This is a genomic window from Streptomyces sp. NPDC006655, assembly GCF_040703965.1.
Taxonomy (GTDB): domain Bacteria; phylum Actinomycetota; class Actinomycetes; order Streptomycetales; family Streptomycetaceae; genus Streptomyces.
On record NZ_JBEYJU010000085.1, the window covers coordinates 19,628 to 41,092 of the forward strand.

Annotated in this window: 19 protein-coding genes; 11 read left to right on the forward strand and 8 right to left on the reverse strand. The window is 73.0% G+C overall.

The features are described from left to right. Positions 1-166: 166 nt before the first annotated feature. From AB0958_RS34445 to AB0958_RS34455, 3 genes are all read right to left on the reverse strand, one after another. The gene (locus AB0958_RS34445) at positions 167-1,468 is read right to left on the reverse strand and encodes an MFS transporter (protein WP_366894398.1); all 1,302 of its coding nucleotides are present in this window, start codon (positions 1,466-1,468) and stop codon (positions 167-169) included. 397 nt (positions 1,469-1,865) lie between these two features. Then, positions 1,866-1,982, reverse strand: a complete 117-nt coding sequence (locus AB0958_RS34450) for a peptidoglycan-binding domain-containing protein (protein ID WP_366894399.1) — start codon at positions 1,980-1,982, stop codon at positions 1,866-1,868. Beyond that, positions 1,943-2,755, reverse strand: a complete 813-nt coding sequence (locus tag AB0958_RS34455; protein ID WP_366894415.1) for a lysozyme — start codon at positions 2,753-2,755, stop codon at positions 1,943-1,945. Before AB0958_RS34455 ends, AB0958_RS34450 begins: the two co-directional genes overlap by 40 nt. Positions 2,756-2,835: 80 nt before the next feature. On the opposite strand from AB0958_RS34455, the gene AB0958_RS34460 reads away from it, so the two are divergent. Next, positions 2,836-3,324 (forward strand): hypothetical protein, encoded by a 489-nt coding sequence (locus AB0958_RS34460; RefSeq protein ID WP_366894400.1) that lies wholly within the window; start codon positions 2,836-2,838, stop codon positions 3,322-3,324. A gap of 39 nt (positions 3,325-3,363) precedes the next feature. On the opposite strand, the gene AB0958_RS34465 is transcribed toward AB0958_RS34460, so the two are convergent. The 4 genes from AB0958_RS34465 to AB0958_RS34480 form a co-directional block, all read right to left on the reverse strand. Beyond that, positions 3,364-4,218: a helix-turn-helix domain-containing protein gene (locus tag AB0958_RS34465; RefSeq protein WP_366894401.1), complete on the reverse strand. Its 855-nt coding sequence runs from the start codon at positions 4,216-4,218 to the stop codon at positions 3,364-3,366. Between the two features lie 151 nt (positions 4,219-4,369). Then, entirely contained in the window at positions 4,370-5,308 is a 939-nt protein-coding gene (locus AB0958_RS34470; protein ID WP_366894402.1) for a hypothetical protein, read from the reverse strand. A 110-nt stretch (positions 5,309-5,418) separates the two neighbouring features. Then, positions 5,419-5,940, reverse strand: coding sequence for a hypothetical protein (locus tag AB0958_RS34475; RefSeq protein WP_366894403.1), 522 nt, complete (start codon positions 5,938-5,940; stop codon positions 5,419-5,421). A 200-nt stretch (positions 5,941-6,140) separates the two neighbouring features. Further along, the gene (locus tag AB0958_RS34480) at positions 6,141-6,350 is read right to left on the reverse strand and encodes a hypothetical protein (protein WP_366894404.1); all 210 of its coding nucleotides are present in this window, start codon (positions 6,348-6,350) and stop codon (positions 6,141-6,143) included. A 201-nt stretch (positions 6,351-6,551) separates the two neighbouring features. On the opposite strand from AB0958_RS34480, the gene AB0958_RS34485 reads away from it, so the two are divergent. From AB0958_RS34485 to AB0958_RS34530, 10 genes are all read left to right on the forward strand, one after another. Further along, entirely contained in the window at positions 6,552-6,995 is a 444-nt protein-coding gene (locus AB0958_RS34485; RefSeq protein WP_366894405.1) for an SRPBCC family protein, read from the forward strand. Between the two features lie 149 nt (positions 6,996-7,144). Beyond that, complete coding sequence (locus AB0958_RS34490) at positions 7,145-9,574, forward strand: MFS transporter (protein WP_366894406.1); 2,430 nt, start codon at positions 7,145-7,147, stop codon at positions 9,572-9,574. Between the two features lie 200 nt (positions 9,575-9,774). Further along, positions 9,775-12,261 carry a SpoIIE family protein phosphatase gene (locus AB0958_RS34495; RefSeq protein WP_366894407.1) on the forward strand — a complete coding sequence of 829 codons (2,487 nt, stop codon included), beginning with the start codon at positions 9,775-9,777 and terminating at the stop codon, positions 12,259-12,261. Between the two features lie 135 nt (positions 12,262-12,396). Further along, positions 12,397-13,122, forward strand: a complete 726-nt coding sequence (locus AB0958_RS34500) for a methyltransferase domain-containing protein (RefSeq protein ID WP_366894408.1) — start codon at positions 12,397-12,399, stop codon at positions 13,120-13,122. Between the two features lie 90 nt (positions 13,123-13,212). After that, complete coding sequence (locus AB0958_RS34505; RefSeq protein WP_366894409.1) at positions 13,213-14,046, forward strand: M55 family metallopeptidase; 834 nt, start codon at positions 13,213-13,215, stop codon at positions 14,044-14,046. Then, entirely contained in the window at positions 14,039-15,343 is a 1,305-nt protein-coding gene (locus AB0958_RS34510) for a M20/M25/M40 family metallo-hydrolase (protein WP_366894410.1), read from the forward strand. The genes AB0958_RS34505 and AB0958_RS34510 overlap by 8 nt, the downstream gene beginning before the upstream one ends. 16 nt (positions 15,344-15,359) lie before the next feature. Beyond that, complete coding sequence (locus tag AB0958_RS34515; protein ID WP_366894411.1) at positions 15,360-17,294, forward strand: prolyl oligopeptidase family serine peptidase; 1,935 nt, start codon at positions 15,360-15,362, stop codon at positions 17,292-17,294. 50 nt (positions 17,295-17,344) lie between these two features. Further along, complete coding sequence (locus AB0958_RS34520) at positions 17,345-18,268, forward strand: LD-carboxypeptidase (protein WP_366894416.1); 924 nt, start codon at positions 17,345-17,347, stop codon at positions 18,266-18,268. A gap of 40 nt (positions 18,269-18,308) precedes the next feature. After that, entirely contained in the window at positions 18,309-18,863 is a 555-nt protein-coding gene (locus AB0958_RS34525) for a GNAT family protein (RefSeq protein WP_366894412.1), read from the forward strand. A 60-nt stretch (positions 18,864-18,923) separates the two neighbouring features. Further along, a complete protein-coding gene (locus AB0958_RS34530; protein ID WP_366894413.1) occupies positions 18,924-20,840 on the forward strand; it encodes a DUF5107 domain-containing protein in 1,917 nt (638 codons plus the stop codon). On the opposite strand, the gene AB0958_RS34535 is transcribed toward AB0958_RS34530, so the two are convergent. Further along, a complete protein-coding gene (locus AB0958_RS34535; protein WP_366894414.1) occupies positions 20,841-21,191 on the reverse strand; it encodes a VOC family protein in 351 nt (116 codons plus the stop codon). Between the last annotated feature and the right edge of the window lie 274 nt (positions 21,192-21,465).

Genomic DNA, 21,465 nt, shown 5'->3' on the forward strand with positions numbered 1-21,465 from the left:
AGACGCGGGCGGACGTCCGGGAAAGGGGTGGGAAGCGTGCGAGCTGCGTGCGCGGTGCTGCGACGGCGATCATCGATCGGTACAAGAACGCTAACCGCGCCACGACGGCCGGAACGGCACTGTCACAGGCAGTCCGGGCGGCACTTCCGGCTGCCGCTTGTGCCGCTCAGGTCTGCTGTACGGCCTCGGGCGTGGTCCTGCGGGACAGCGGCGAGGGCAGGATCCACAGGCAGGCGGTGAGGGCCCCGGCCGCGGCGATCCACAGGGTCGTCCGCAGCCCCAGCGGCCCGGCGACGGCACCGGCGAGCAGCGCGGCGAGCGGCCGCATGCCGAGGTTCACCCCCTGGTAGGCGCCGAACACGCTGGACCGCATGGCGTCCGGGACCTGCGAGGTCAGCAGGGTCGCGGCGGTGATGTCGATCCAGATGACGCCCATCGCCGAGCCGAACTGGGCGCCGACCAGCATCGTCAGGACCGTGCCCCCGGACCCGTGGGCCGCGGGGATCAGCAGCAGCGGGGCGGGGGTCGCCAGGCAGCCGAGCAGGAAGGTCCGCCCCATCCCCAGGCGCCGCGTGAGCGGGGTCGCGGAGACGGCGCCCACCACCGCGCCGACGGCTCCGGCACCCAGCACCGTGCCCAGCAGGCCGGCGCCGAGGCCGAGCGTGGTGGTGGCGTACAGCACGAAGAGGGTGGTGGTCACGAAGCAGAAGAAGTTGACGGTGGCGGTGGCGGCCAGCGCCGCCCGGATGGTCCGGGAGCGGACGATGAACCGGCCGGCCGCCCGCAGCCGGGCACGCTCCTTCGAGGGCGGTGCCTCCTGGGGCGCGATCCGCGCCAGCTGCACGGCCGAGACGAGGTACGACACCGCGTCCACCAGTAGGGCGACGGGCGCGGAGAACAGCTGCACCAGGAAGCCGCCGGCGCTGGGGCCGACGACCTTCGCCATGGCCCGGCTGCCGCTGCCCAGCGAGTTCCCGGCGACGTAGTGCTCGGGCGGCACCAGCGCCTTGAACACCGGGGGGTTGCACACCTCGAAGAGGACCGACAGCAGCCCGACGCCGAACGCCACCGTGAACAGGACGGTGAACGTCAGCGTGCCGAAGGTGTACACGAGAGGCAGGCCGAGCAGCAGCGCGCAGCGCCCCAGGTCGGCGGCGATCATGACACGGCGGCGGTGCCTGCGGCGGTCCGCCCACAGTCCGGCGTACGGCCCGAACAGCAGGTGCGGCAGCCAGACCGCGGCGCCGAGGTAGCCCATCTGGGCCGCGCCCGCGTGCACCACGGTGACGGCGATGAGGGGGATGGCGAGGGCGGACACCTGGTCGCCGAGGTACGACACGGTCTGCGCGGTCCAGTAGCGGCGGAACGCGGTGTCGCGCAGCAGGCCGGGGATCCAGGACAGGGCGCGGGAGAGGCCGGCCGGTCGGGTCGTGGGGGCGGCGGTCTCCTCGGGGGCGGACACGTGCACGAGAGGGCCTTCCTCTGGTCGTCGGGCATGACGTGCGGCGGGATGCCCGTGGCCGCACGGCATGCCGGGACCTGGGAGGACCGCCCGGCGCGGGGCGCGGGCCGGTCGGGGGCACGGCATGGCACACGGCCACGACCGTTCGACGACCCGGCCGTCCGGGAGCGCGTGACCCGGCCGGGGTGAGGTGTGGACCGCCCGTCCCACCCTTCGCACCCACCGGCCGAACCCCCACGATAGCGCGCCACCCCCGCGCCGATCTCCCCCCGACCCCCGAACCCCCGCCGCCCGCAACGGATTTCGGCCGGTACGGGCCGACGACCACCCCGGTCCGGTCACCTCACCGGGTGGTGCCCGCCTCCCGGGCCGCCTGGCCGCAGCGGGCGCGAGCGGGTTGCTTTCAGGAGACCAGGTGCTGCCAGGTGTCGGGGCCGACGATGCCGTCGGCGGTGAGCCCCTGGTCGTTCTGGAAGGCGGTCACGGCACTGCGTGTGGCCGGCCCGAAGTCGCCGTCCACCGCCAGGGTGGCGCCGTGGGCGTCGAGCAGGTACTGGATGGCCGTGACGCTGTGGCCGGTGGCGTTCTGCGACACCACGGGCCAACTGCTGCCGGCGGGGGCGGAGGCGGCGTGTAGGTGCCGTGCGCGAAGGTCCTGAGGTTCGCCAGGGTGCCGTTGAAGACGTCCTGGTCGCCGGGGAAGGTGCCCGCGGCGGCGTTCTGCCAGAGCGTGTAGGTGGTCCAGCCGGCCGGGAGCGGCGTGGCGGAGCCGCTGTAGTCGGCGATCCACAGGGGGTCGTACCGGCCCGGTGTGGCCGAGTCGCCGGTGCAGGTCGACCACCAGTCCCGGGTGGAGTAGACGATCGGGTAGCGGCCGGTCCTGCTGTGGTATTCGGTGCTGAAGGCGGTGATCCAGGAGATCATCGCGCTCTGGCTGAGGCCGTAGCAGGTGGCTCCGTAGGGGTTGTATTCGATGTCGAGGGCGCCGGGGAGCGTCCTGCCGTCGTCGGACCAGCCGCCGCCGTGGGCGACGAAGTAGTCGGCTTGTGTGCTGCCGCCGGAGACGTCCGGCAGGGCGAAGTGGTAGGCGCCGCGGATCAGGCCTGCCGCCGCGGATCCGTTGTACTGCTGGGAGAACTGGCCGCTGGTGTAGTTGACGCCCTCGGTCGCCTTGACGTAGGCGAAGGACGCCCCCTGGGCCGCCACCGAAGGCCAGTTGAGGTTCTCCTGGTACGCGCTGACGTCGAGGCCCTTGAGGGTGTCGGCGGTGTTCGGGACGGCCGCCGCTCGCAGGCCCGGTACGGCTCCGGCCGGACACCACCCGGCTGTGGAACGTCACCGACCCGGCCCACCCCGAGCAGTCGGGTCCGCCGTTGAACGCGCACGCCGGCGGCGTGGGATCGGTGGCCTTCAGCCCCGACGGCCACACCCTCGCCACCGCCAACGACGACCACACCGTACGGCTGTGGGACGTCCGCGACCCTCGCCACCCGGCCGCACTCGCCGCACCGCTCACCGGGCACACCAGCTTCGTGCTGTCCGTGGCGTTCAGCCGGGACGGCCGGACCCTCGTCAGCAGCGGCAGCGACGGCACGCTCCGGCTGTGGGACGTGGCCGACCCGGCCGCGCCGGCCGCCTCCGGTGGCGCGATCAGCGGCCACACCGGGCCCGTCGACCAGGCGGTACTGAGTCCCGACGGACGTACGCTGGCCAGCGCGGGCGACGACCACACCGTCCTGCTGCAGTCCCTGGACACCGGCGAGGCCGTGCGACGGGTCTGCGCCACCACGGCTGGAACCCTCACCCGCCGGGTGTGGGGCCAGTACATCTCCGCACTGCCCTACCGGCAAGTCTGCGACTGACGCGGCGGGGCGAGCGCCCCCCGGCAGGACGGAAGCGCATCACGCAAGAGGAAGATGCCTTCTGCGCCATTCGCCGGGGGGCAGGCCGTACGCCTGCTTGAAAGTGCGGCAGAACACCGCGTCGCAGCTGAATCCCCAGCGCGAACCGATCCGCCCGACACTCACCCCGGACAGCGACGGATCGGACAGATCGACCCGGCAGCGCCTCAGCCGCTGTTCCAGGATGTAGCGGCTGACGGTCCGGTTGTCCCGTCGGAACAGGTAGTGGAGGGAGCGCACGGAGATGTGGTGCGCCGACGCGACTGTCCGCGGCGACAGGTCGGGATCGGCCAGGTGACGGGTGATGTACGAGGTCAACCGCCCCAGGAGCGCGTCGTGGCGGGACGCTTGCGGAGCCGGTGTGCGCGCGGTCGGCAGGCTCGCCAGGAATTCGGCAGCGAGGTCGATCGCGGCCGTGCCGAGCCGCTCGGTCCGGGCGGCGGCCAGCGATGACGCCACGTCCGCCACCGACTCGAGGAAGCCCGCGAGGAGCGCGGCCGGCCCCGAGGCCGAGGGCACCGGACGGCCCGCCAGCCGGCCGAGCAGCCCGTCCGGGATCGGCAGGGCGCGTGGCGGGAGGCGCAGGACCGTCGCACACGCCGGATCTCCGGTGGCCTTGGAGACGGTCACCGGGTGGGCCGGATTCCACAAGACCAGGTCTCCGGAGCGCAGGTGCGTACCGCCCCGGTCGTGCCACACCTGCAAGGGTGCCCCCGAGACCAGTGTCAGCGGCCAGGACGTCGGTTCACCGCCTGCCTCGCTCGGGGCGAACGCCGCTGACACCCCGCAGCGCAACACCGCGACCCGCACCCCCGCGCCGAGCGCGACTTCCGAATCCGCGGGTGATCCGTTCAACGTTCCGTCGACCATGGTCCGAACCCCGTTCACAGCGCTTGAGCAGCGACTCCGGCGTTGCCGTTCTACTGCCGGGCGCCATGTCAGCTGTCGGGGCCAGAGCGCCGGACAACGCAGTCAGGACAACGAGGTGACGACATCGCGACCGCTCTCAGCCGCCGAACCGGGACATCAGCGAGTTGATGTCTGCGGCTTCTCGGGCACGCGCCGCGGCCACGGCTGCAAGCGGGCCGGCGTTCTTCGCCATCATCGATCGCTGGTACTCCGACTCCACGGCCAGCCAGCGGGCCACCAGGCCTGTCCTCTTCTTGCATGCCACGTCTGCCAGCGCCTGGGTGATCTCCGCCCGACTCGGCTTCGGGGCGGCCATGGAGAGGTGATCGGCGGCGTGCAAGGGATCGGCGAGGTGGTATCCGCGGGCGGCCATGCAGGCGGACCACCGTGCGAAGACCGCGGTGACCCGGTGGTCGCCCAGTGAGCGCTCGAAGGTCTTCTGCTTGATCCGTGCTATCAGGCCACCGGGTTCGGCACCCGGTCCCTGCGAGCTGGCACTGTCGGCGTGGATCAGCCCGTGTGCCTCCCCGACACATCCGCCGTGCGGGATCGCGGTGCCGGCGGCGCTGTGCGGCACCGGTCCGGCCGCCGCACCGAGCAGGGTGCTTCGGGCCGCGGGCGGGAACTGCGACAGGTTCACCGCGGGGGCCGGCGTCCGTGGGGCGTTGCGGGGGGCGTGCGGGAGGTGATAGCCCCAGATGCGTACGCTGGCCGGGTCCGTTACTCCGTAGCGCCGGTAGAGCAGCGCGCGGGAGGCAACGGCCGCACTGTCGGGGGCCGGGAGTTGTGCGACCGGGTAGTTCCAGCCGTAGCGACTCATGCAGGCGCTGATGGCGGCGTCGGTGACATGGTCGAGCTCGACGGACTGCCAGGGGGTGAGCATGTATGCCTCGATCGGCAGGTGCCGAGCCGGGTCGCTCGCGGGCGGAGTCGGCCGACCTGCTGCCGCCGGGGGCGTGAGCTGTCGGCCGGTGCAGGCGGTGAGGGCGACGGCGGCGACGACGGCGACCGTCCATCGGGAGATCGTGCTGTGCATCGCAGCATCCCTGTCTTTCCTTCCGCGGTACGCGGACAGCGGCCTTCGCGGTGGTCCGGGCCGGTTGCGTGCCGGCCCGGACCACCGCCCCTTCCTACGAGGGCTCAGGATCATCCGATCCCGATGCCGGGGCAGCGTGAGCTGTCGTCGACCGCGATGGAACGCTCGTTGTCGATCAAGCCGCTCGAGAGGTTCCCGCCCCTCCACGGACTCAGCCAGTCGGAGTCGCCGCTGAAGTCGGCCGAGTACCAGATGCCGACGTTGCAGTTCGACTTGTTCTCCGCCGACTCCGCGTTGTTGCCCACCACCTGTCCGCTGCCGGGGCCGTCGTTGCTCGGAAAGCGGTAGTTGTTCAGGTCGTGGACGTTGGCGTCGGCGTGCGGGTAGCCCCAACCGGCCTGGGTGCCGTCCAGGTTGTAGTAGAGGCAGAACCAGTTGACGCTGTTGCACCGGGAGGTCGTCCACTCGCTGATGCCCGTGGAGGTGGCGGGCTGGTAGGCGACGGCCTGCACGGTGTGCGCACTGCTCGGGGCGGCGTGGGATGCGGGGGCGAGGCCCAGCAGCCCGCCCAGAGCGAGCGTGGTCGCGCCGGCGAGAAGGCCGGACCGGCGGCGTAACGGTGAAAGGTTCACCAGAGTCCTTTCCTGACGATGCTGGTCTGGAACAGGGGGGACAACCCCTGGCACAACGATGGCGTCTGCCCTGTTCGGTGTCTTTGCCCGTCAGTGAAAGCCCTTTGACACGTGAGGCATTGCCCGCGGTGGTCCACGGTGTGCCTCACTCGACGACCTGCCACGGCGGTAAGGCGACAGGTTCAGGCGACGAGTGGGCGTCAGGTGGTGAGGCGGGTGGCGGTGCGGTCGCGCAGCAGAAGCCACTGCTCGGCCCGGGGGCTCGGCTCGCCGCTGTCCTGCGGGTCACGCAGGAGCGTGCTGTAGGCGGCCGTCCCTGCCGCGCTGCGGTGTCTGCCCGTCGCTCCCTGGCTCGGGAACGACCTCGTCATGCCTTTCCAGGCCTGGTCCGCGTTCGGAGTGCTGAGCATCGGCCCTCCCGGGCTCCCTGGGGTCAGGCGGTGACGTGCACGCACACAGAATAGAACATGTGTTCCCTTGATCGTGCGAACGATCCGTGGAGACCGTGCGGACGCGCTTTCCGACCGCTTCCGGCACCCCGATTTGGGGCGCCGGGTGCCGGGGTGGTTGGCTTGGCACCACCCCGAGAACCCAGCTGCTGGAGGAACGCAATGGCGCAGGTCGAGGCCACCACGGAGCGGATCGTCGCCGCGGACCCGGAGACGGTGTTCGACACACTCGCCGACTACGGCGGCACGCGTGCGAACCTGCTGACCGAGCACTACAGCGAGTACGAGGTGCGCGAGGGCGGCGACGGCGAGGGCACCCTCGTCCACTGGAAGCTCCAGGCCACCAGCAAGCGCGTCCGCGACTGCCTGCTGGAGGTGACCGAGCCCACCGACGGCGAGCTGGTCGAGAAGGACCGCAACTCCTCCATGGTCACCACCTGGCGCGTCACCCCCGCCGGGGAGGGGAAGTCCAGGGTCGTCGTCACCACCACCTGGCAGGGCGCCGGCGGCATCGGCGGCTTCTTCGAGAAGACCTTCGCCCCCAAGGGCCTCGCCCGGATCCACGACGGAGTGCTCGGCAGGCTCGCCGCCCACGTCGAGAAGTAACCTCCGGACGAAAAGGGGGCGTTGGCCGCCCTCACCGGTTCGAGTGGATCTCCGTTCCGGACGGTCTCGTGCCGTAACCCGTCGCGCCTGCCCGTAGTTGTCGCCATCACGGCGGCAATGGTGCGCAGGCGCGACGAGGGGAGCGGTACGTGGGCGGAACGACGCTGGTGGAGTACGAGGAACCGGCGGCGGCGCCTTCGGCCGCCCCGGTACCCGAACCCGCCCCGGCGCCCGGACTCGGTCCGCGCCGCACCTGGCTGGTCTTCTGCGGGCTGATGCTCGCCCTGCTCCTCGCCGCGCTGGACCAGATGATCGTCGCCACCGCGCTGCCGAAGATCGTCGGTGAACTGCACGGCCTCGACAGGATGTCCTGGGCGATCACCGCCTACCTGCTCACCGCCACCGTCGGCCTGCCCGTCTACGGCAAGCTCGGCGACCTGATCGGCCGCAAGGGCGTCTTCCAGTTCGCGATCCTGGTCTTCGCCGTCGGCTCCGCGCTGGCCGGACGGGCGCAGAGCATGGACCAGATGATCGCCTTCCGCGCCGTACAGGGCGTCGGCGCGGGCGGGTTGATGATCGGGGTGCAGGCGATCATCGCCGACATCGTGCCGCCCCGGCAGCGCGGCCGGTTCATGGGACTGATCGGCGCCGCCTTCGGCCTCGCCTCCGTCGCCGGGCCGCTGCTCGGCGGCTACTTCACCGACCACCTCTCCTGGCGCTGGTGCTTCTACGTCAACGTGCCCTTCGGGCTGGTCACGCTGGCCGTCGTCACCCTCGTGCTGAAGCTGCCGAAACCCCGGCCCCGCGCCCGGTTCGACGTGCTGGGCGCGCTGTCGCTCACCGCCGCCTCCACCTGCCTCGTGCTGCTCACCAGTTGGGGCGGGACCGAGTACGCCTGGGGCTCGGGCGTCATCCTCGGCCTGGGCGTCGGCGCGGTGGCCGCCGCCGGGCTGTTCCTCGTCGTCGAGCGCCACGCGGTCGAACCCCTGATCCCCCTCCGGCTGTTCCGGGACCCCGTCTTCACCGTGACCGGTCTGGTGGGGCTGGTCGTCGGCGTCGCCCTGTTCGGCGCGGCCAGCTACCTGCCGACCTTCCTGCAAATGGTCGACGGGGCCTCGGCGACCGGGTCCGGGCTGCTGATGCTGCCCATGATGGGCGGGATCGTCGGGGCCTCGATCGTCGCCGGACAGCTCATCAGCCACACCGGGCGCTACCGGATCTACCCCGTGCTCGGCGGGGGTCTCTCGGTCGTCGGCATGTGGCTGCTGTCCCGGCTCGACATCGGCACCCCGCGCTGGCAGTACAGCATCTGGATGGCCGTCCTCGGCGCCGGGATCGGCATGGTGATGCCGGTACTGGTCCTCGCCGTGCAGAACTCCGTGCGCCCCACCGACCTCGGCACCGCCACCAGCGCCAACAACTACTTCCGGCAGATCGGCGGGAGCGTCGGCGCCGCCGTCTTCGGCACCCTCTTCACGGACCGGCTCACCGACGCCCTGCACCGCCGCCTCCCCGTCCACGCCGGTGCCCGGCTGCCCGACCCGGAGGCCCTCACCCCGCAACTCGTCCACGCGCTGCCCCCGGCACTGCGTGACGCCTACATCCGCGCCTACGCCGACGCCATGCCCCGGATCTTCCTCTACCTGGTCCCGGTGCTCGTCCTCGGCCTGATCGTCGCCTGCTTCCTCAAGGAGAAACCGCTGGTGTCGCACCACACCGCCGAAACGGAGTCCGCTCCCGTGACCGCCCCGATCCCGCAGGCCCGCATCCAGCCCCCGGCCGCGGGGACCCACGCCCCGCCCCGCCCGCCGGGCACCGGAGCGGGGATCCCCGTCTGCGGCACCGTCCAGCACCCCGACGGGACCGTGGTGCCCCGCGCGGCCCTCACCCTCATCGACGCGGTCGGCCGGCAGATCGGCCGCGGCGCCAGCGGCGAGGACGGCCGGTACGCACTGGCCACGCCCGGCTCCGGGGCGTACGTCCTGATCGCCGCCGCCGGCGGACACCAGCCGCAGGCCGTCACCGTGACCGTCGGCGAGCGGCCCGTCGAACTCGACGTGGTCCTCGGCGGCGCCGGACGCCTCGCGGGCAGCGTGCTCACCGCGGACGGCACGCCGGTACGGGACGCCACCGTCACCCTCACCAACGTGCACGGCGAGGTCGTCGCCAGCGTGCGCAGCGGGCGCGAGGGCGGCTATGTCATCACCGAGCTGGTGGCCGGCGAGTACACCCTCGCCGGCAGCGCGCCCGCCTTCCGCCCGGCCGCCCTCCCGGTCACCGTGCAGGCGTCCCGGGAGACCCGGCAGGACGTGGAACTCGCCGGCGGCGCGGTGCTGAAGGGCACGGTCCGGGCCGGCGGCGGGCGGCCGGTGGAGGACGCGCGGGTGACCCTGCTCGACGCCGCGGGGAACGTCGTGGACACCCTCACCACCGGCGCCGACGGAACCTTCCGGTTCGTCGACCTCTCGTCCGGCGAGTACACCGTCATCGCCGCCGGCTACCCGCCGGTCGCCACGGTCCTCCAGGTCGCGGGCGGCGGCCGTACCGAACGCGACCTCCAACTCGGCCACGAGGACTGACCGCCGACCGGGCCGGGCGGCCCCGGCTCCGGTGCGGTGCGGACGGTTCGCGCGGCGGCCGGGGGCGTGGACCTGCGCGCCGGTGCGATCGGGTGAAACCAATTCCAGGAATGCCACACATCGCGACCTGCGGCCACCGTACGGTAGTGGCGGGCGGCACAGATCTTTTTGCGGAGCCGTGGGGAGAGAGGGCCTGGGTCATGGACCGTGGCAGCGAGCGGGACGCACCTGCCGGCCTCGGTGCCGGAGGCGGCACGGTGGGCCGCATCCCGCTGGCCGTGGTCGTCGTCGACCGCGCCGGCCGGGTCTCCCACTGGAGCACCGGTGCCCGACGGCTCTTCGGTGCCGCCAGGGAGGAGGCGATCGGCCGCGCCGTCCTCGACCTGCTGCCCGTCTCCGGCGCCCTCCCCGAAGAGGACGAGAGCACCCCGTACGGGGCCTACGCGGCGTACGACGGACTCGGCCCCGACCTGGAGGCGTCCCTCGACGGACGGCTCAACTTCCCGGCTGCGGGCCGCGCCCGCCTCACCGTGCCCGCGCGAAGCGAGCCGGGGGCACCCGCGCCCGAAGAGCAGGGCGGCGACCGCACCGACGTGCTCTGGTGGGCGTACCCACTGGTCGGCCCCGGGGACGAGCGGCTCCTGGTGCTGGCCGCCGACGCCGGACGGCTGCACAGGGCCGAGCAGGACGAGGACGTCGCCTTCGAGCGGATCGCGCCCGGCTTCGCCCTGCACACCGACTTCCCCGGCGCCGAGGAACTGGCCCGCAGGCTGCCCGAGATCCTGCCCAGCATGAGCGTGGGCGAAAGCGCCCGGATAGTCGCCCAGGTCCTCGAACTGGGCTATCCCATCCTGGAGTTCAGCCAGAACGACCGGGTGCCCGTCACCCCCGACTGGGGGGTCGCCCGGCGCACCGAGCGCAAGGCCCGACGGGCGCGCGCCGCGCACGCCGCCGCCCAGGGGCTGCCCGTCCCCGCCGAACTCGCCGACGACGTGGCCGAGGACCTGGAGTACGCGGCCGTCCGCGAACGCCTGGAGTTCCTCAACGAGGTGAGCGGGAAGATCGGCACCTCGCTCGACCTGTCCCGCACCATCGTCGAGGTGAGCAGAGCCGTCGTACCCCGCTTCACCGACGTCGCCGGCACCTACCTGCGGGAACAGGTCGTCGCCGGTGAGGGGTTCCCGGACGGTGTGCCCGACACCACCACGATGTGGCACCGGGTCGCCCTGGAGCACACCGACGAGCCCGGCCGCTGGGACGACGTCGTACCGATCGGCGAGGCCATGCCCTTCCCGGCGCACACCCCGTTCTTCCAGTGCATGACCAGCGGCGAACCGGTCCTCGTCCCGCACATCAGCGAGGAGATGGGCCACGCCATCGCCGCCCAGTTCGAGAAGCGCGACATCCGGCCCCTGATCACCGGCCGTTCGATGCTGGTGGTGCCCCTGAAGGCCCGCAACGTCGTGCTCGGCTTCATGATCCTGCTGCGCCACCCCGAGCGCGAGCTGTTCAACGACATGGACCGGGTCACCGGCGCCGAACTCGCCGCCCGCGCCGGTCTCGTGCTCGACAACGCCCGCATGTACACCTTCCAGGAGAGCGTCGCCGAGACCCTCCAGGACAGCATGCTGCCGCACATCCCGCCCCGGATGGCGGGCTGCGACATCGCCACCCGCTACCTGCCCGGCACCCTGCTCGGACGGGTCGGCGGCGACTGGTTCGACTCCGTGAAACTTCCCGGCGCCCGTACCGCGCTCGTCGTCGGCGACGTCATGGGCCACGGCCTCAACTCGGCAGCGATGATGGGCCAGTTGCGCACCGCCGTCCAGACGATGGCGGCGATGGACCTGCCGCCCGCCCAGCTCCTGCGCAACCTGGACGACCTGGCGCAGCGCCTCGGCGACACCTACCTGGCCACCTGCCTCTACGCCGTCTACGACCCGATCGAGGGCGAACTGCACCTCGCCAACGCGGGCCACATCCCGCCGGTCCTGGTGCGGGCCGCCGACGGCCGCAGCGAACTCCTCGACCTGCCGACCGGCGCGCCCATAGGGGTCGGCGGGGTCGCCTTCGAGTCGCTGCGGGTGCGCGTCGAGCCCGGGGACCGACTGGTGATGTGCACCGACGGCCTGGTCGAGATGCGCGGCGAGGACATCGGTGTCGGCCTCGCCACCCTCTGCGAGTCCGCCGCCCACCCGGCCGCCTCCATGGACCAGGCCTGCGACACCATCATCCGCGCGCTCAACACCCGAGGCGGCCGCAAGGACGACGTCGCCCTGCTGATGGCCCGGCTCAACGGCATCGCGCCCGAGGACGTCGCCGAATGGCGGCTCGCCCTCGACCCGGCCGAGGTCGGCCGGGCCCGCGCCGCCGTCCGCGAGCAGCTGCACGACTGGGGTCTCGGGCGCCTCGCCGACCCGGCCGAACTCATGGTCAGCGAGCTGGTCACCAACGCGGTACGGCACTCCCACAGCCGTCCGGTGCAGCTCCGGCTGATCCGCGGCGAGACCCTGCTGTGCGAGGTGGACGACGACGACCACACCCTGCCCACCCTGCTCAACGCGCGCCCCGACGCCGACGCCGGACGCGGACTGCGGGTGGTCAGCACCCTGGCCCGGGAGTGGGGCACCAGCCGTACGGCGGCCGGGAAGACCGTCTGGTTCGAGCTCACCTCGGGGCGCCGCTGACCCGGGGGGCGCAGGTTGGCCGAACGGGTGGTGAAGGAAAGCGCCGGGCGCTTGTGGCCGAAACCCGCGCAGGGTAAACCGTACTGGCCCGTCAGTGATGACGGTCATCTGCGGTTTCACCCTGGGGAGTTGGCCATGAGCGTGACTAGTCGGAACCGGCATGCGTGGGAGGGCTTCTGGCGAGAAGCACCCGACGAACCGGGGGCGGTGTTCTGGGACGCCGATCCGGACGTGACCGCAGCGGTCCACGTCGCCCTCTTCGAACCCCACCTCATCGACCCGGGCCTGCCCCTGGTCGACCTGGGCTGCGGCAACGGCACCCAGACCCGCTTCCTCGCCCAGCACTTCCCACGCGTCCTGGGCACCGACATGTCCGAGGCCGCCCTGGAGCACGCCCGGCACGCCGATCCCGCGGGCCAGGCCCGCTACCGGCTCCTCGACGCGGCCGACAAGACCGACGCCCAGGCCCTGCACCTGGAGCTGGGCGACGCCAACGTCTACATGCGGGGCGTCCTGCACCAGTGCGAACCGGACGACCGACAACCACTGGTCGACACCATCGCCACCCTCGTCGGCAGCCGCGGCCGCGCCTTCCTCGTGGAACTCGCCGAGGCCGCCGGGCCCCTCCTCGGCGGCCTCGCGCAGAGCCCGTCGGGCCCGCCGCCCAAGCTCGCCCCGGTCTTCCGGCACGGCATAGCCCCCGGCGAGGTCGCCGACGACGCGATCCCCGGCTACCTGCGCAGCGCCGGCCTCACCGTCCTGGCGAGCGGTGAACTTCCCCTGACCACCACCGAGTTCACCCCGGACGGCGAGCTGATCGTGCTGCCGTCGAAGTGGCTGCTCGCGGGCCGGGAGGGCTGAGGGACCACGCGGGGGGCCGGGCGGGGCAGGTGGGCGCGCTGCCGCCCGCCTGCTGGCCCGGCCCTCCCGCGACGCGTAACGTGACCGACCATGAAGATCCTCATCAGCGCCGACATGGAGGGCGCCACCGGGGTGACCTGGCCCGGTGACGTGCTGCCGGGGACACCGCAGTGGGAGCGGTGCCGGTCGCTGTTCACCTCGGACGTGAACGCCGCCGTCCTCGGCTTCTACGACGGCGGCGCCGACGAGGTCCTGATCAACGAGGCCCACTGGAGCATGCGCAACCTGCTCCTGGAGCAGCTCGACGAACGCGCCGAAATGATCACCGGCCGCCACAAGTCCCTCTCCATGGTCGAGGGCGTCCAGCACGGCGACGTCGACGGGGTCGCCTTCGTCGGGTACCACACCGGCGCCGGCATGGCGGGCGTCCTCGCCCACACCTACCTCGCCAACTCCATCACCGGGGTCTGGATCAACGACGTCCGCGCCAGCGAGGGACTGCTCAACGCCCACGTCGTCGCCGAGTACGGCGTCCCCGTCGTCCTCTTCACCGGCGACGACCTGGCCTGCGAGGACGCCCTCGGCTACGCGCCCGAGGCCCTCAAGGTCGCCGTCAAGGACCACGTATCCCGGTACGCGGCGGTGTGCCGGACCCCGGCCAGGACGGCCGGGGACATCCGGGCCGCCGCCAAGGAAGCCGCCCGCCTCGCGGTGCGGCACGAGCCCGTGACCGGCGGCCCCTTCACGATCGCCCTGGAGTTCGACGCCGAGCACCTCGCCCTCTCCGCCACCGTCGTCCCCGGCGTCGAGCGGATCGGCGAGCGCAAGGTGGCGTACACCGAAGAAACCATGTACGACGGCATCCGCACCTTCAAGGCGGTCACCACGATCGTCTCGGCCGCGGTGGAGGAGCAGTATGGCTGACCAGCAGGCACGGGACGAGGTCGTCCGGTTCACCTCCGAACTGATCCGGATCGACACCAGCAACCACGGCGGCGGCGACTGCCGGGAGCGCCCGGCCGCCGAGTACGCGGCCGAGCAGCTCGCCGGAGCGGGCCTGGAACCGATCCTCCTGGAGCGCACCGAGGGCCGTACCAACGTGGTCGCCCGCATCGAGGGCACCGACCCGGCCGCCGACGCGCTCCTGGTCCACGGCCACCTCGACGTGGTGCCCGCGCGGGCCGCCGACTGGAGCGTCGACCCCTTCTCCGGGGAGATCCGCGACGGGGTGGTGTGGGGGCGGGGCGCCGTCGACATGAAGAACATGGACGCGATGATCCTCGCGGTGGTGCGCGCCTGGGCCCGGCAGGGAGTACGGCCGCGCCGGGACATCGTCGTCGCCTTCACCGCCGACGAGGAGGACAGCGCGGTCGACGGCTCCGGCTTCCTCGCCGACCACCACCCCGAACTGTTCGAGGGCTGCACCGAGGGCGTCGGCGAGTCGGGCGCCTTCACCTTCCACGACGGCACCGGGCGGCAGCTCTACCCGGTCGCCGCCGGGGAGCGTGGCACCGGCTGGCTCAAGCTCACCGCGCGCGGCCGGGCCGGACACGGCTCCAAGGTGAACAAGGAGAACGCGGTCACCCGCCTCGCCGCCGCCGTCACCCGCATCGGCGAGCACACCTGGCCGCTCCGGCTCACCCCGACCGTCTCCGCGGCCCTCACCGAACTCGCCGCGCTGTACGGCATCGACAGCGACCTGCGCGACGTCGACCTGCTCCTCGACAAGCTCGGCCCGGCCGCCCGGCTGGTCGAGGCCACCGTCCGCAACAGCACCAACCCGACGATGCTGGACGCCGGCTACAAGCTCAACGTCATCCCCGGCGAGGCCGTCGCCTTCGTCGACGGGCGCTATCTGTACGGCACCGAGGACGAGTTCCGCGCCACCCTCGACGAGCTCACCGGACCCGACGTCGACTGGGAGTTCCAGCACCGCGAGGTCGCCCTGCAGGCACCGCTGGACTCACCGACGTACGCCAGGATGCGCGCCGCCGTCGAGGAGTTCGCCCCCGAGGGGCACGTGGTGCCGTACTGCATGTCCGGTGGTACCGACGCCAAGCAGTTCTCCCGGCTCGGCATCGCAGGCTACGGCTTCGCCCCGCTCAGGCTGCCCGAGGGTCTCGACTACCAGGCCCTCTTCCACGGGGTCGACGAACGCGTGCCCGTCGAGGCCCTGCACTTCGGCGTCCAGGTCCTGGACCGCTTCCTGCGCACGGCCTGAGAGCGAAGGAGACACCGTGCAGACGAAGGCGTACGGCTCGTGGACCTCGCCCGTCGACGCGGCCCTGGCCGCGGCGCACGACGGCGCCCCGGAGTGGGTGGGGTACGTCGGCGGCGAACCCTGGTGGACCGAACCCCGGCCCGGGGAGGGTGGCCGCCGCACCCTGGTCAGGGGCAGCACCGGGCAGTCCGTGCTGCCCGCGCCGTGGAACGTCAGCAGCCGGGTCATCGAGTACGGCGGACACCCCTGGGCGGGCGCCGTGCCCGCCGCCGGCGGCGCCCCGCTGCTGGTCTTCACGCACTTCGACGACCAGCGGCTGTACCGGTTCGAGCCCGGCGCCGAACCCCGCCCGCTGACCCCGCCCGGACCCCGCTGGGCCGAACCGCTGCCGTTGCCGGACCGGGGTGAGGTGTGGTGCGTGCTGGAGGAGTTCACCGGGGACGGTCCCGACGACGTGCGGCGCGTGCTCGCCGCCGTACCCCTGGACGGCTCGGCCGCCGAGGACCGGGCCGCCGTACGCGAACTCACCGGCGAGCGGCACCGGTTCCTGACCGGGCCCCGGCTCTCGCACGACGGGCGGCGGGCCGCCTGGCTGGCCTGGGACCACCCGCGGATGCCCTGGGACGGCACCGAGCTGCTGGTCGGCGAGGTCGGTGACGACGGTTCCCTGCACTCGGTCCGCACCGTCGCGGGCGGACCGGCGGAGGCCGTCGCCCAGGTGGAGTGGTCCGCGGACGACCGGCTGCTGTACGCGAGCGACCGCAGCGGCTGGTGGAACCTCTACCGGGACGGCGTCCCCCTCTGCCCGCGCGAGGAGGAGTTCGCCGGGCCGCTGTGGAGGCTCGGCTCCCGTTGGTTCGCGCCACTGGACGACGGGCTGATCGCCGTCGTCCACGGCCGGGGACCGGCCGCGCTCGGGGTGCTCGACCCGGAGACCGGCGAACTGGTCGACGCCGCCGGACCCTGGACCGAGTTCGCCTCGACCCTCGCCGTGCACGGCACCCGGGTTGTCGCGGTCGGGGCCGGCCCGCGCACCGCGCCCGAGGTCGTCGAACTCGACACCGCCTCCGGCCGCGCCCGGGTCGTCGGCACCCAGCACCACGACCCGGTCGACCCGGCCTACTACTCCGAGCCGCAGGTCCGCACCTTCACCGGACCGGGCGGCCGGGAGGTGCACGCCCACGTCCACCCGCCCCGCAACCCCGGTCACACCGCCCCCGCGGGCGAGCTGCCGCCGTACGTCATCTGGGCGCACGGCGGCCCCACCAGCAGGGTGCCGCTCGTCCTCGACCTCGCGATCGCCTACTTCACCTCCCGCGGCATCGGGGTCGCCGAGGTGAACTACGGCGGCTCCACCGGATACGGCCGGGAGTACCGGGAACGGCTGCGCGAGCAGTGGGGCGTGGTCGACGTCGAGGACTGCGCGGCCGTCGCGCTCGCCCTCGCCGAGGAGGGCAGCGCCGACCGCGCCCGGCTCGCGATCCGCGGCGGCAGCGCGGGCGGCTGGACCGCCGCCGCCTCCCTGACCGGCACCGACGTCTACGCCTGCGGCACCATCGCCTACCCCGTCCTCGACCTCGTCGGCTGGGGCGCGGGGGAGACCCACGACTTCGAGTCCCGGTACCTGGAATCCCTGATCGGGCCGCGGGCCGAGGTGCCCGAGCGCTATGCCGAGCGGTCTCCCACCGAGCAGGTGGACCGGCTCACCGCGCCCTTCCTGCTGCTCCAGGGCCTCGACGACGTGATCTGCCCGCCCGCGCAGTGCGAGCGTCTCCTCGCCCGGCTGGACGGACGGCCGGTGCCGCACGCCTACCTGACCTTCGCGGGGGAGGGGCACGGCTTCCGGCGCGCCGAGACCCTGATCCGCGCCCTGGAAGCCGAACTCGCCCTGTACGCCCAGGTGTTCGGCATCGACGTGGCGGGGATCCCCGCCCTGGAGCTGGTGAAGTGAGTGACGTGACCGCAGCAACCGCATCGACGTCAGCGGCCGGAGCGGCCTCGGTGGCCGAACTGACCAGGCCGCCCCGGCTGGCCGCCGGAGCGCGGGTCGCCGTCGTGGCGCCCAGCGGGCCGGTCGTGGAGGAGCGGCTCCAGGCGGGGCTCGACATCCTGCGCGGCTGGGACCTCGACCCGGTGGTGGCGCCCCATGTGCTCGCCCAGGACGGCGGGTTGGGCTACCTGGCGGGCTCGGACGCCGACCGTGCGGCCGACCTCCAGCGGGCCTGGTGCGACCCGTCCGTCTCCGCCGTGCTCTCGGCGCGCGGCGGCTACGGTGCCCAGCGCCTCGTCGACCTGCTCGACTGGGAGGCGATGCGGGCGGCCGGGCCGAAGGCGTTCGTCGGCTTCAGCGACGGGACCGTCCTGCACGAGGCGTTCGCCACCCGGCTGGGACTCGCCACCCTCTACGGGCCGGTGGCCGCGGGCGCCGACTTCGTCAAGAGCGCCGAGGCCCAGGAACACCTGCGGGCCACCCTCTTCGCCCCGGAGACGGTCCGCACGATCTCCTCCCGGGGCACCGCGCTGGTCCCCGGCCGGGCCCGGGGCGTCACGGTCGGCGGCTGTCTGCGACTGCTCGCCACCGGCCTCGGCACCCCGGGCACCCACCCCGGCGCGCGCGGCGGACTGCTCCTCCTGGAGGACGTGGGCGAGCAGCCGTACAGCCTCGACCGGAGCCTCACCCAGCTGCTGCGGTCCGGCTGGCTCGACGGAGTCGCCGGGGTCCTGCTCGGCTCCTGGGACCGCTGCGGACCGTACGAGAGGGTGCGGGCCATGCTCGCCGACCGGCTCGGCGGCCTGGGGGTGCCGGTGGTCGAGGAGTTCGGGTTCGGGCACTGCGCGGACGCCCTGACGGTCCCGCTGGGAGTGACCGCGGAACTGGACGCCGACGCGGGCACCCTCACCCTGACGGAGCCGGCCCTGCGCTGACGGCTCACCCGGGGGCCTGCGCTCCGCGTAGGGTGACGGGATGCCGCACACCGCTTCCCGCTACCTCGCCGAGGGCCCCCGCGTGGGCATCCGTCACTTCACCTACGAGGACGGCGCCGAGTTCATCGCCCGGGCCCGGGAGAGCAAGAGCCTCCACCAGCCGTGGCTGTTCCCGCCCACCACCGACGCCGCCTACGCCGGTTACGCGGGGCGGCTGATCGAGGACCGCAGCAAGGCCGGGTTCCTGGTGTGCGAGAAGGACGCCGACGGCGCGATCGCCGGGTTCATCAACATCAACAACATCGTCGAGGGCGGCTTCCAGTGCGGTGCGCTCGGCTACGGCGCGTTCGCGCACGCGGCCGGGCGCGGCCTGATGCGGGAGGCCATGGGACTGGTCGTCGACCACGCCTTCGGGCCGATGCGGCTGCACCGCCTGGAGATCAACGTCCAGCCCGGCAACGCCGCGTCCATCGCGCTCGCCCGCGGTGCCGGCTTCCGCCTGGAGGGCTTCTCGCCGAACATGATCTACATCGACGGCGCCTGGCGGGACCACGAGCGGTGGGCGATCACGGCGGAGATGCGCGCGCCCGGCTGACGGCCTTTGCGCAATCCTGACCGGTAGCTCCCCTGGCCACCGCACCCGCGGCCGGGTTCCATGGTGATCGTGACCAGGATCCGACGTGAGGTACTGACCCTGCCCGCGGCGGAGTTGGGCCCGGACAACCCGCTGCCCCCGCTCCGTCCCCTGAAGGAGATCCACCGCGTCGACGAGCGCGACCGGCCGGACCTGCCGGCGGACATGGTCCGGCAGCTCGGCCACGGACAGCCGCGCAGCCTGCTCCCGGTGCGGATCCGCGACGGCTACGGCAGGACCCGCGAGCCCCGTGACCTGGACGCGCTCGTGATCGAGAACGACCGGCTGCGGGCCACCGTCCTGCCCGGCCTCGGCGGCCGGATCGCCTCCCTCGTCCATCTCCCCACCGGTCGCGAACTCCTCTACCGCAATCCGGTGTTCCAGCCCGCCAACCTCGCACTCAACGGCGCCTGGTACGCCGGCGGCATCGAGTGGAACATCGGCGCCACCGGTCACACCACCCTCTGCTGCGCCCCGCTGCACGCGGCCCGCGTCCCCGCCCCCGACGGCGGGGAGATGCTGCGCCTGTGGGAGTGGGAGCGGCTGCGCGACCTGCCCTTCCAGGTCGACCTGTGGCTGCCGGACGGCTCGGACTTCCTGTACGCCGGGGTCCGCGTCCGCAACCCGCACGGACACCCCGTGCCGTTCTCCTGGTGGTCCAACACGGCCGTACCCGAGGACCGCCGGATCGCGGTACCGGCGGCACACGCCTGGGAGTTCGGCCCCGAGCGCCGACTGCACCGGGTGCCCGCCCCCGCGTACGACGTCATGCCCGCGTACGCCACCGACTGGTTCTACGACATCCCGGACGGGCGGCGCCGCTGGATCGCCGCGCTCGGCGTGGACGGCCACGGGCTGGTGCAGACCTCCACCGACGAACTGCGCGGCCGGAAGCAGTTCGTATGGGGCTCGGGGCCCGGCGGGCGGCGCTGGCAGGAGTGGCTCGGCGCGTCCGGCACCGGCGACTACCGCGAGATCCAGGCCGGCGTCGCCCGCACCCAGCTGGAGCAGGTCCGGCTCGACGCGGAGAGCGAGGTGTCCTGGCTGGAGGCCTACGGGCCGCTGAGGGCACGCCCCGAGGAGGCGGGGGAGGCCCTGGAGTCCGTCCTGCCCCGCGCCGCACTCGACGCCGCCCGGGCCGCCTGGCAGCCGTACGCCGACGCCGAACCCGGCGAGACCCTCGCCACCGGCTCCGGCTGGGGCGCCCTCGAAGTGCTGCGCGTGGACCGCAAGTTGCCCGGCACGCCGTTCGCCGAGTCCACCCTGGGCGAGGAACAGGCGCCCTGGCTGGCGCTGTTGCGCACCGGTACCCTGCCCGAACCCCGCCGGGTACGGCCCCCGGGACCCACCCTGGTCGCGCCGCACTGGCGGGACATGCTGGAGACGGCACCCGCCACCCCGGACACCGAGTACCACCTCGGCGTCGCCCAGTGGCACGCCGGGGACCATGCCCAGGCCGTCCGCAGCTGGGAGCGCGGCCTCCGACTCGCCCCGTCCCTGTGGCCGTCGCTGCGCTGCCTGGCCGTCGCCGACCAGGAGTACGGGCACCACGAGCGGGCCGCCGAGCGGTACGCCGACGCCTTCGACGACCTGTGCCGGGAACGCCGTGACGACGGCGAGACCTGGACGGCGGCCTGTGCGGCGCTCGGCCGCGAGGCACTGGAGGCGCTGCTGCGGGTACGGCGGGTCGCGGACGCCCGCGCCGTGTGGGAGGCGCTGCTGCCCGCGACCCGGGAGCGCGGCCGGTTCCGGCTCCTGGAGGCGGAGCTGCTGCTCGCGGAGGGACGACAGGAGGCCGCGCGGGCCGTGTTCGAGGGCGGCTTCGAGGTCGCCGACCTGCGGGAGGGGGCGGACGCCGTCGGCCGGCTGTGGGCGCGGCTCACCGAGGAGCCGCTGCCCGGCCGGTACGACTTCCGGATGCGGCCGCCCGGCCCCTGATCAAGCCTGGTGCTGGTCGACGTACTCGAAGATCGAGCCGTCCGGGTGCATCGCCAGCAGGTTGCGGCCGGCCGGCGTCGGCACCGGCCCCGCGATGATCTGCGCACCGAGGCCGCTGAGCAGCCGGTGCGCCTCCGTCACGTCCTTCACCGCGATGGTCGCGGCCACCTTGCGCAGCACCTCCAGCTCCGCCTCCGGGCCGCTCATCAGAAGGAACGAGCCGACCGCGGCGACCTGGACGCCGCCGCGTTCGAAACGGCTGGCTCTGCCGCCGGAGAGACGTTCGTAGAAGGGGATCGCGGTATCGAGGTCGTCGACGCAGATGCGCAGGGAGGCGCCCAGAATCTCCATGCCACGAGCCTAGTGCCGCAACAGGCAACGTTCGCCCCGTCGCGACGCCGGGCACCGTACTCTCGCCGCACCGTCCGAAAGCCCAAGTACATCCAGTACGAGGCCTTCCGGCCGGCACTCCCCCCAGAGCACGCACCGGACGCCGCTCCTTGACGGGCAAACGTTGCCTGCCGCGGCACCAGGGCCCTTCTGATGGATCTCCGCGGCGTCGCGACGCCCGCCACCCCGCACGCCGATCGCACGCACCGAACGCCGCTCCTTCTCCCACGGAGAT

Coding starts and splice junctions, on each gene's coding strand:
- AB0958_RS34525 (WP_366894412.1), top strand. CDS start 18,309: ATGCCGCACACCGCTTCCCGCTACCTCGCCGAGGGCCCCCGCGTGGGC.
- AB0958_RS34470 (WP_366894402.1), bottom strand. CDS start 5,308: ATGCACAGCACGATCTCCCGATGGACGGTCGCCGTCGTCGCCGCCGTC.
- AB0958_RS34505 (WP_366894409.1), top strand. CDS start 13,213: ATGAAGATCCTCATCAGCGCCGACATGGAGGGCGCCACCGGGGTGACC.
- AB0958_RS34495 (WP_366894407.1), top strand. CDS start 9,775: ATGGACCGTGGCAGCGAGCGGGACGCACCTGCCGGCCTCGGTGCCGGA.
- AB0958_RS34500 (WP_366894408.1), top strand. CDS start 12,397: ATGAGCGTGACTAGTCGGAACCGGCATGCGTGGGAGGGCTTCTGGCGA.
- AB0958_RS34480 (WP_366894404.1), bottom strand. CDS start 6,350: ATGCTCAGCACTCCGAACGCGGACCAGGCCTGGAAAGGCATGACGAGG.
- AB0958_RS34485 (WP_366894405.1), top strand. CDS start 6,552: ATGGCGCAGGTCGAGGCCACCACGGAGCGGATCGTCGCCGCGGACCCG.
- AB0958_RS34535 (WP_366894414.1), bottom strand. CDS start 21,191: ATGGAGATTCTGGGCGCCTCCCTGCGCATCTGCGTCGACGACCTCGAT.
- AB0958_RS34530 (WP_366894413.1), top strand. CDS start 18,924: ATGGTGATCGTGACCAGGATCCGACGTGAGGTACTGACCCTGCCCGCG.
- AB0958_RS34510 (WP_366894410.1), top strand. CDS start 14,039: ATGGCTGACCAGCAGGCACGGGACGAGGTCGTCCGGTTCACCTCCGAA.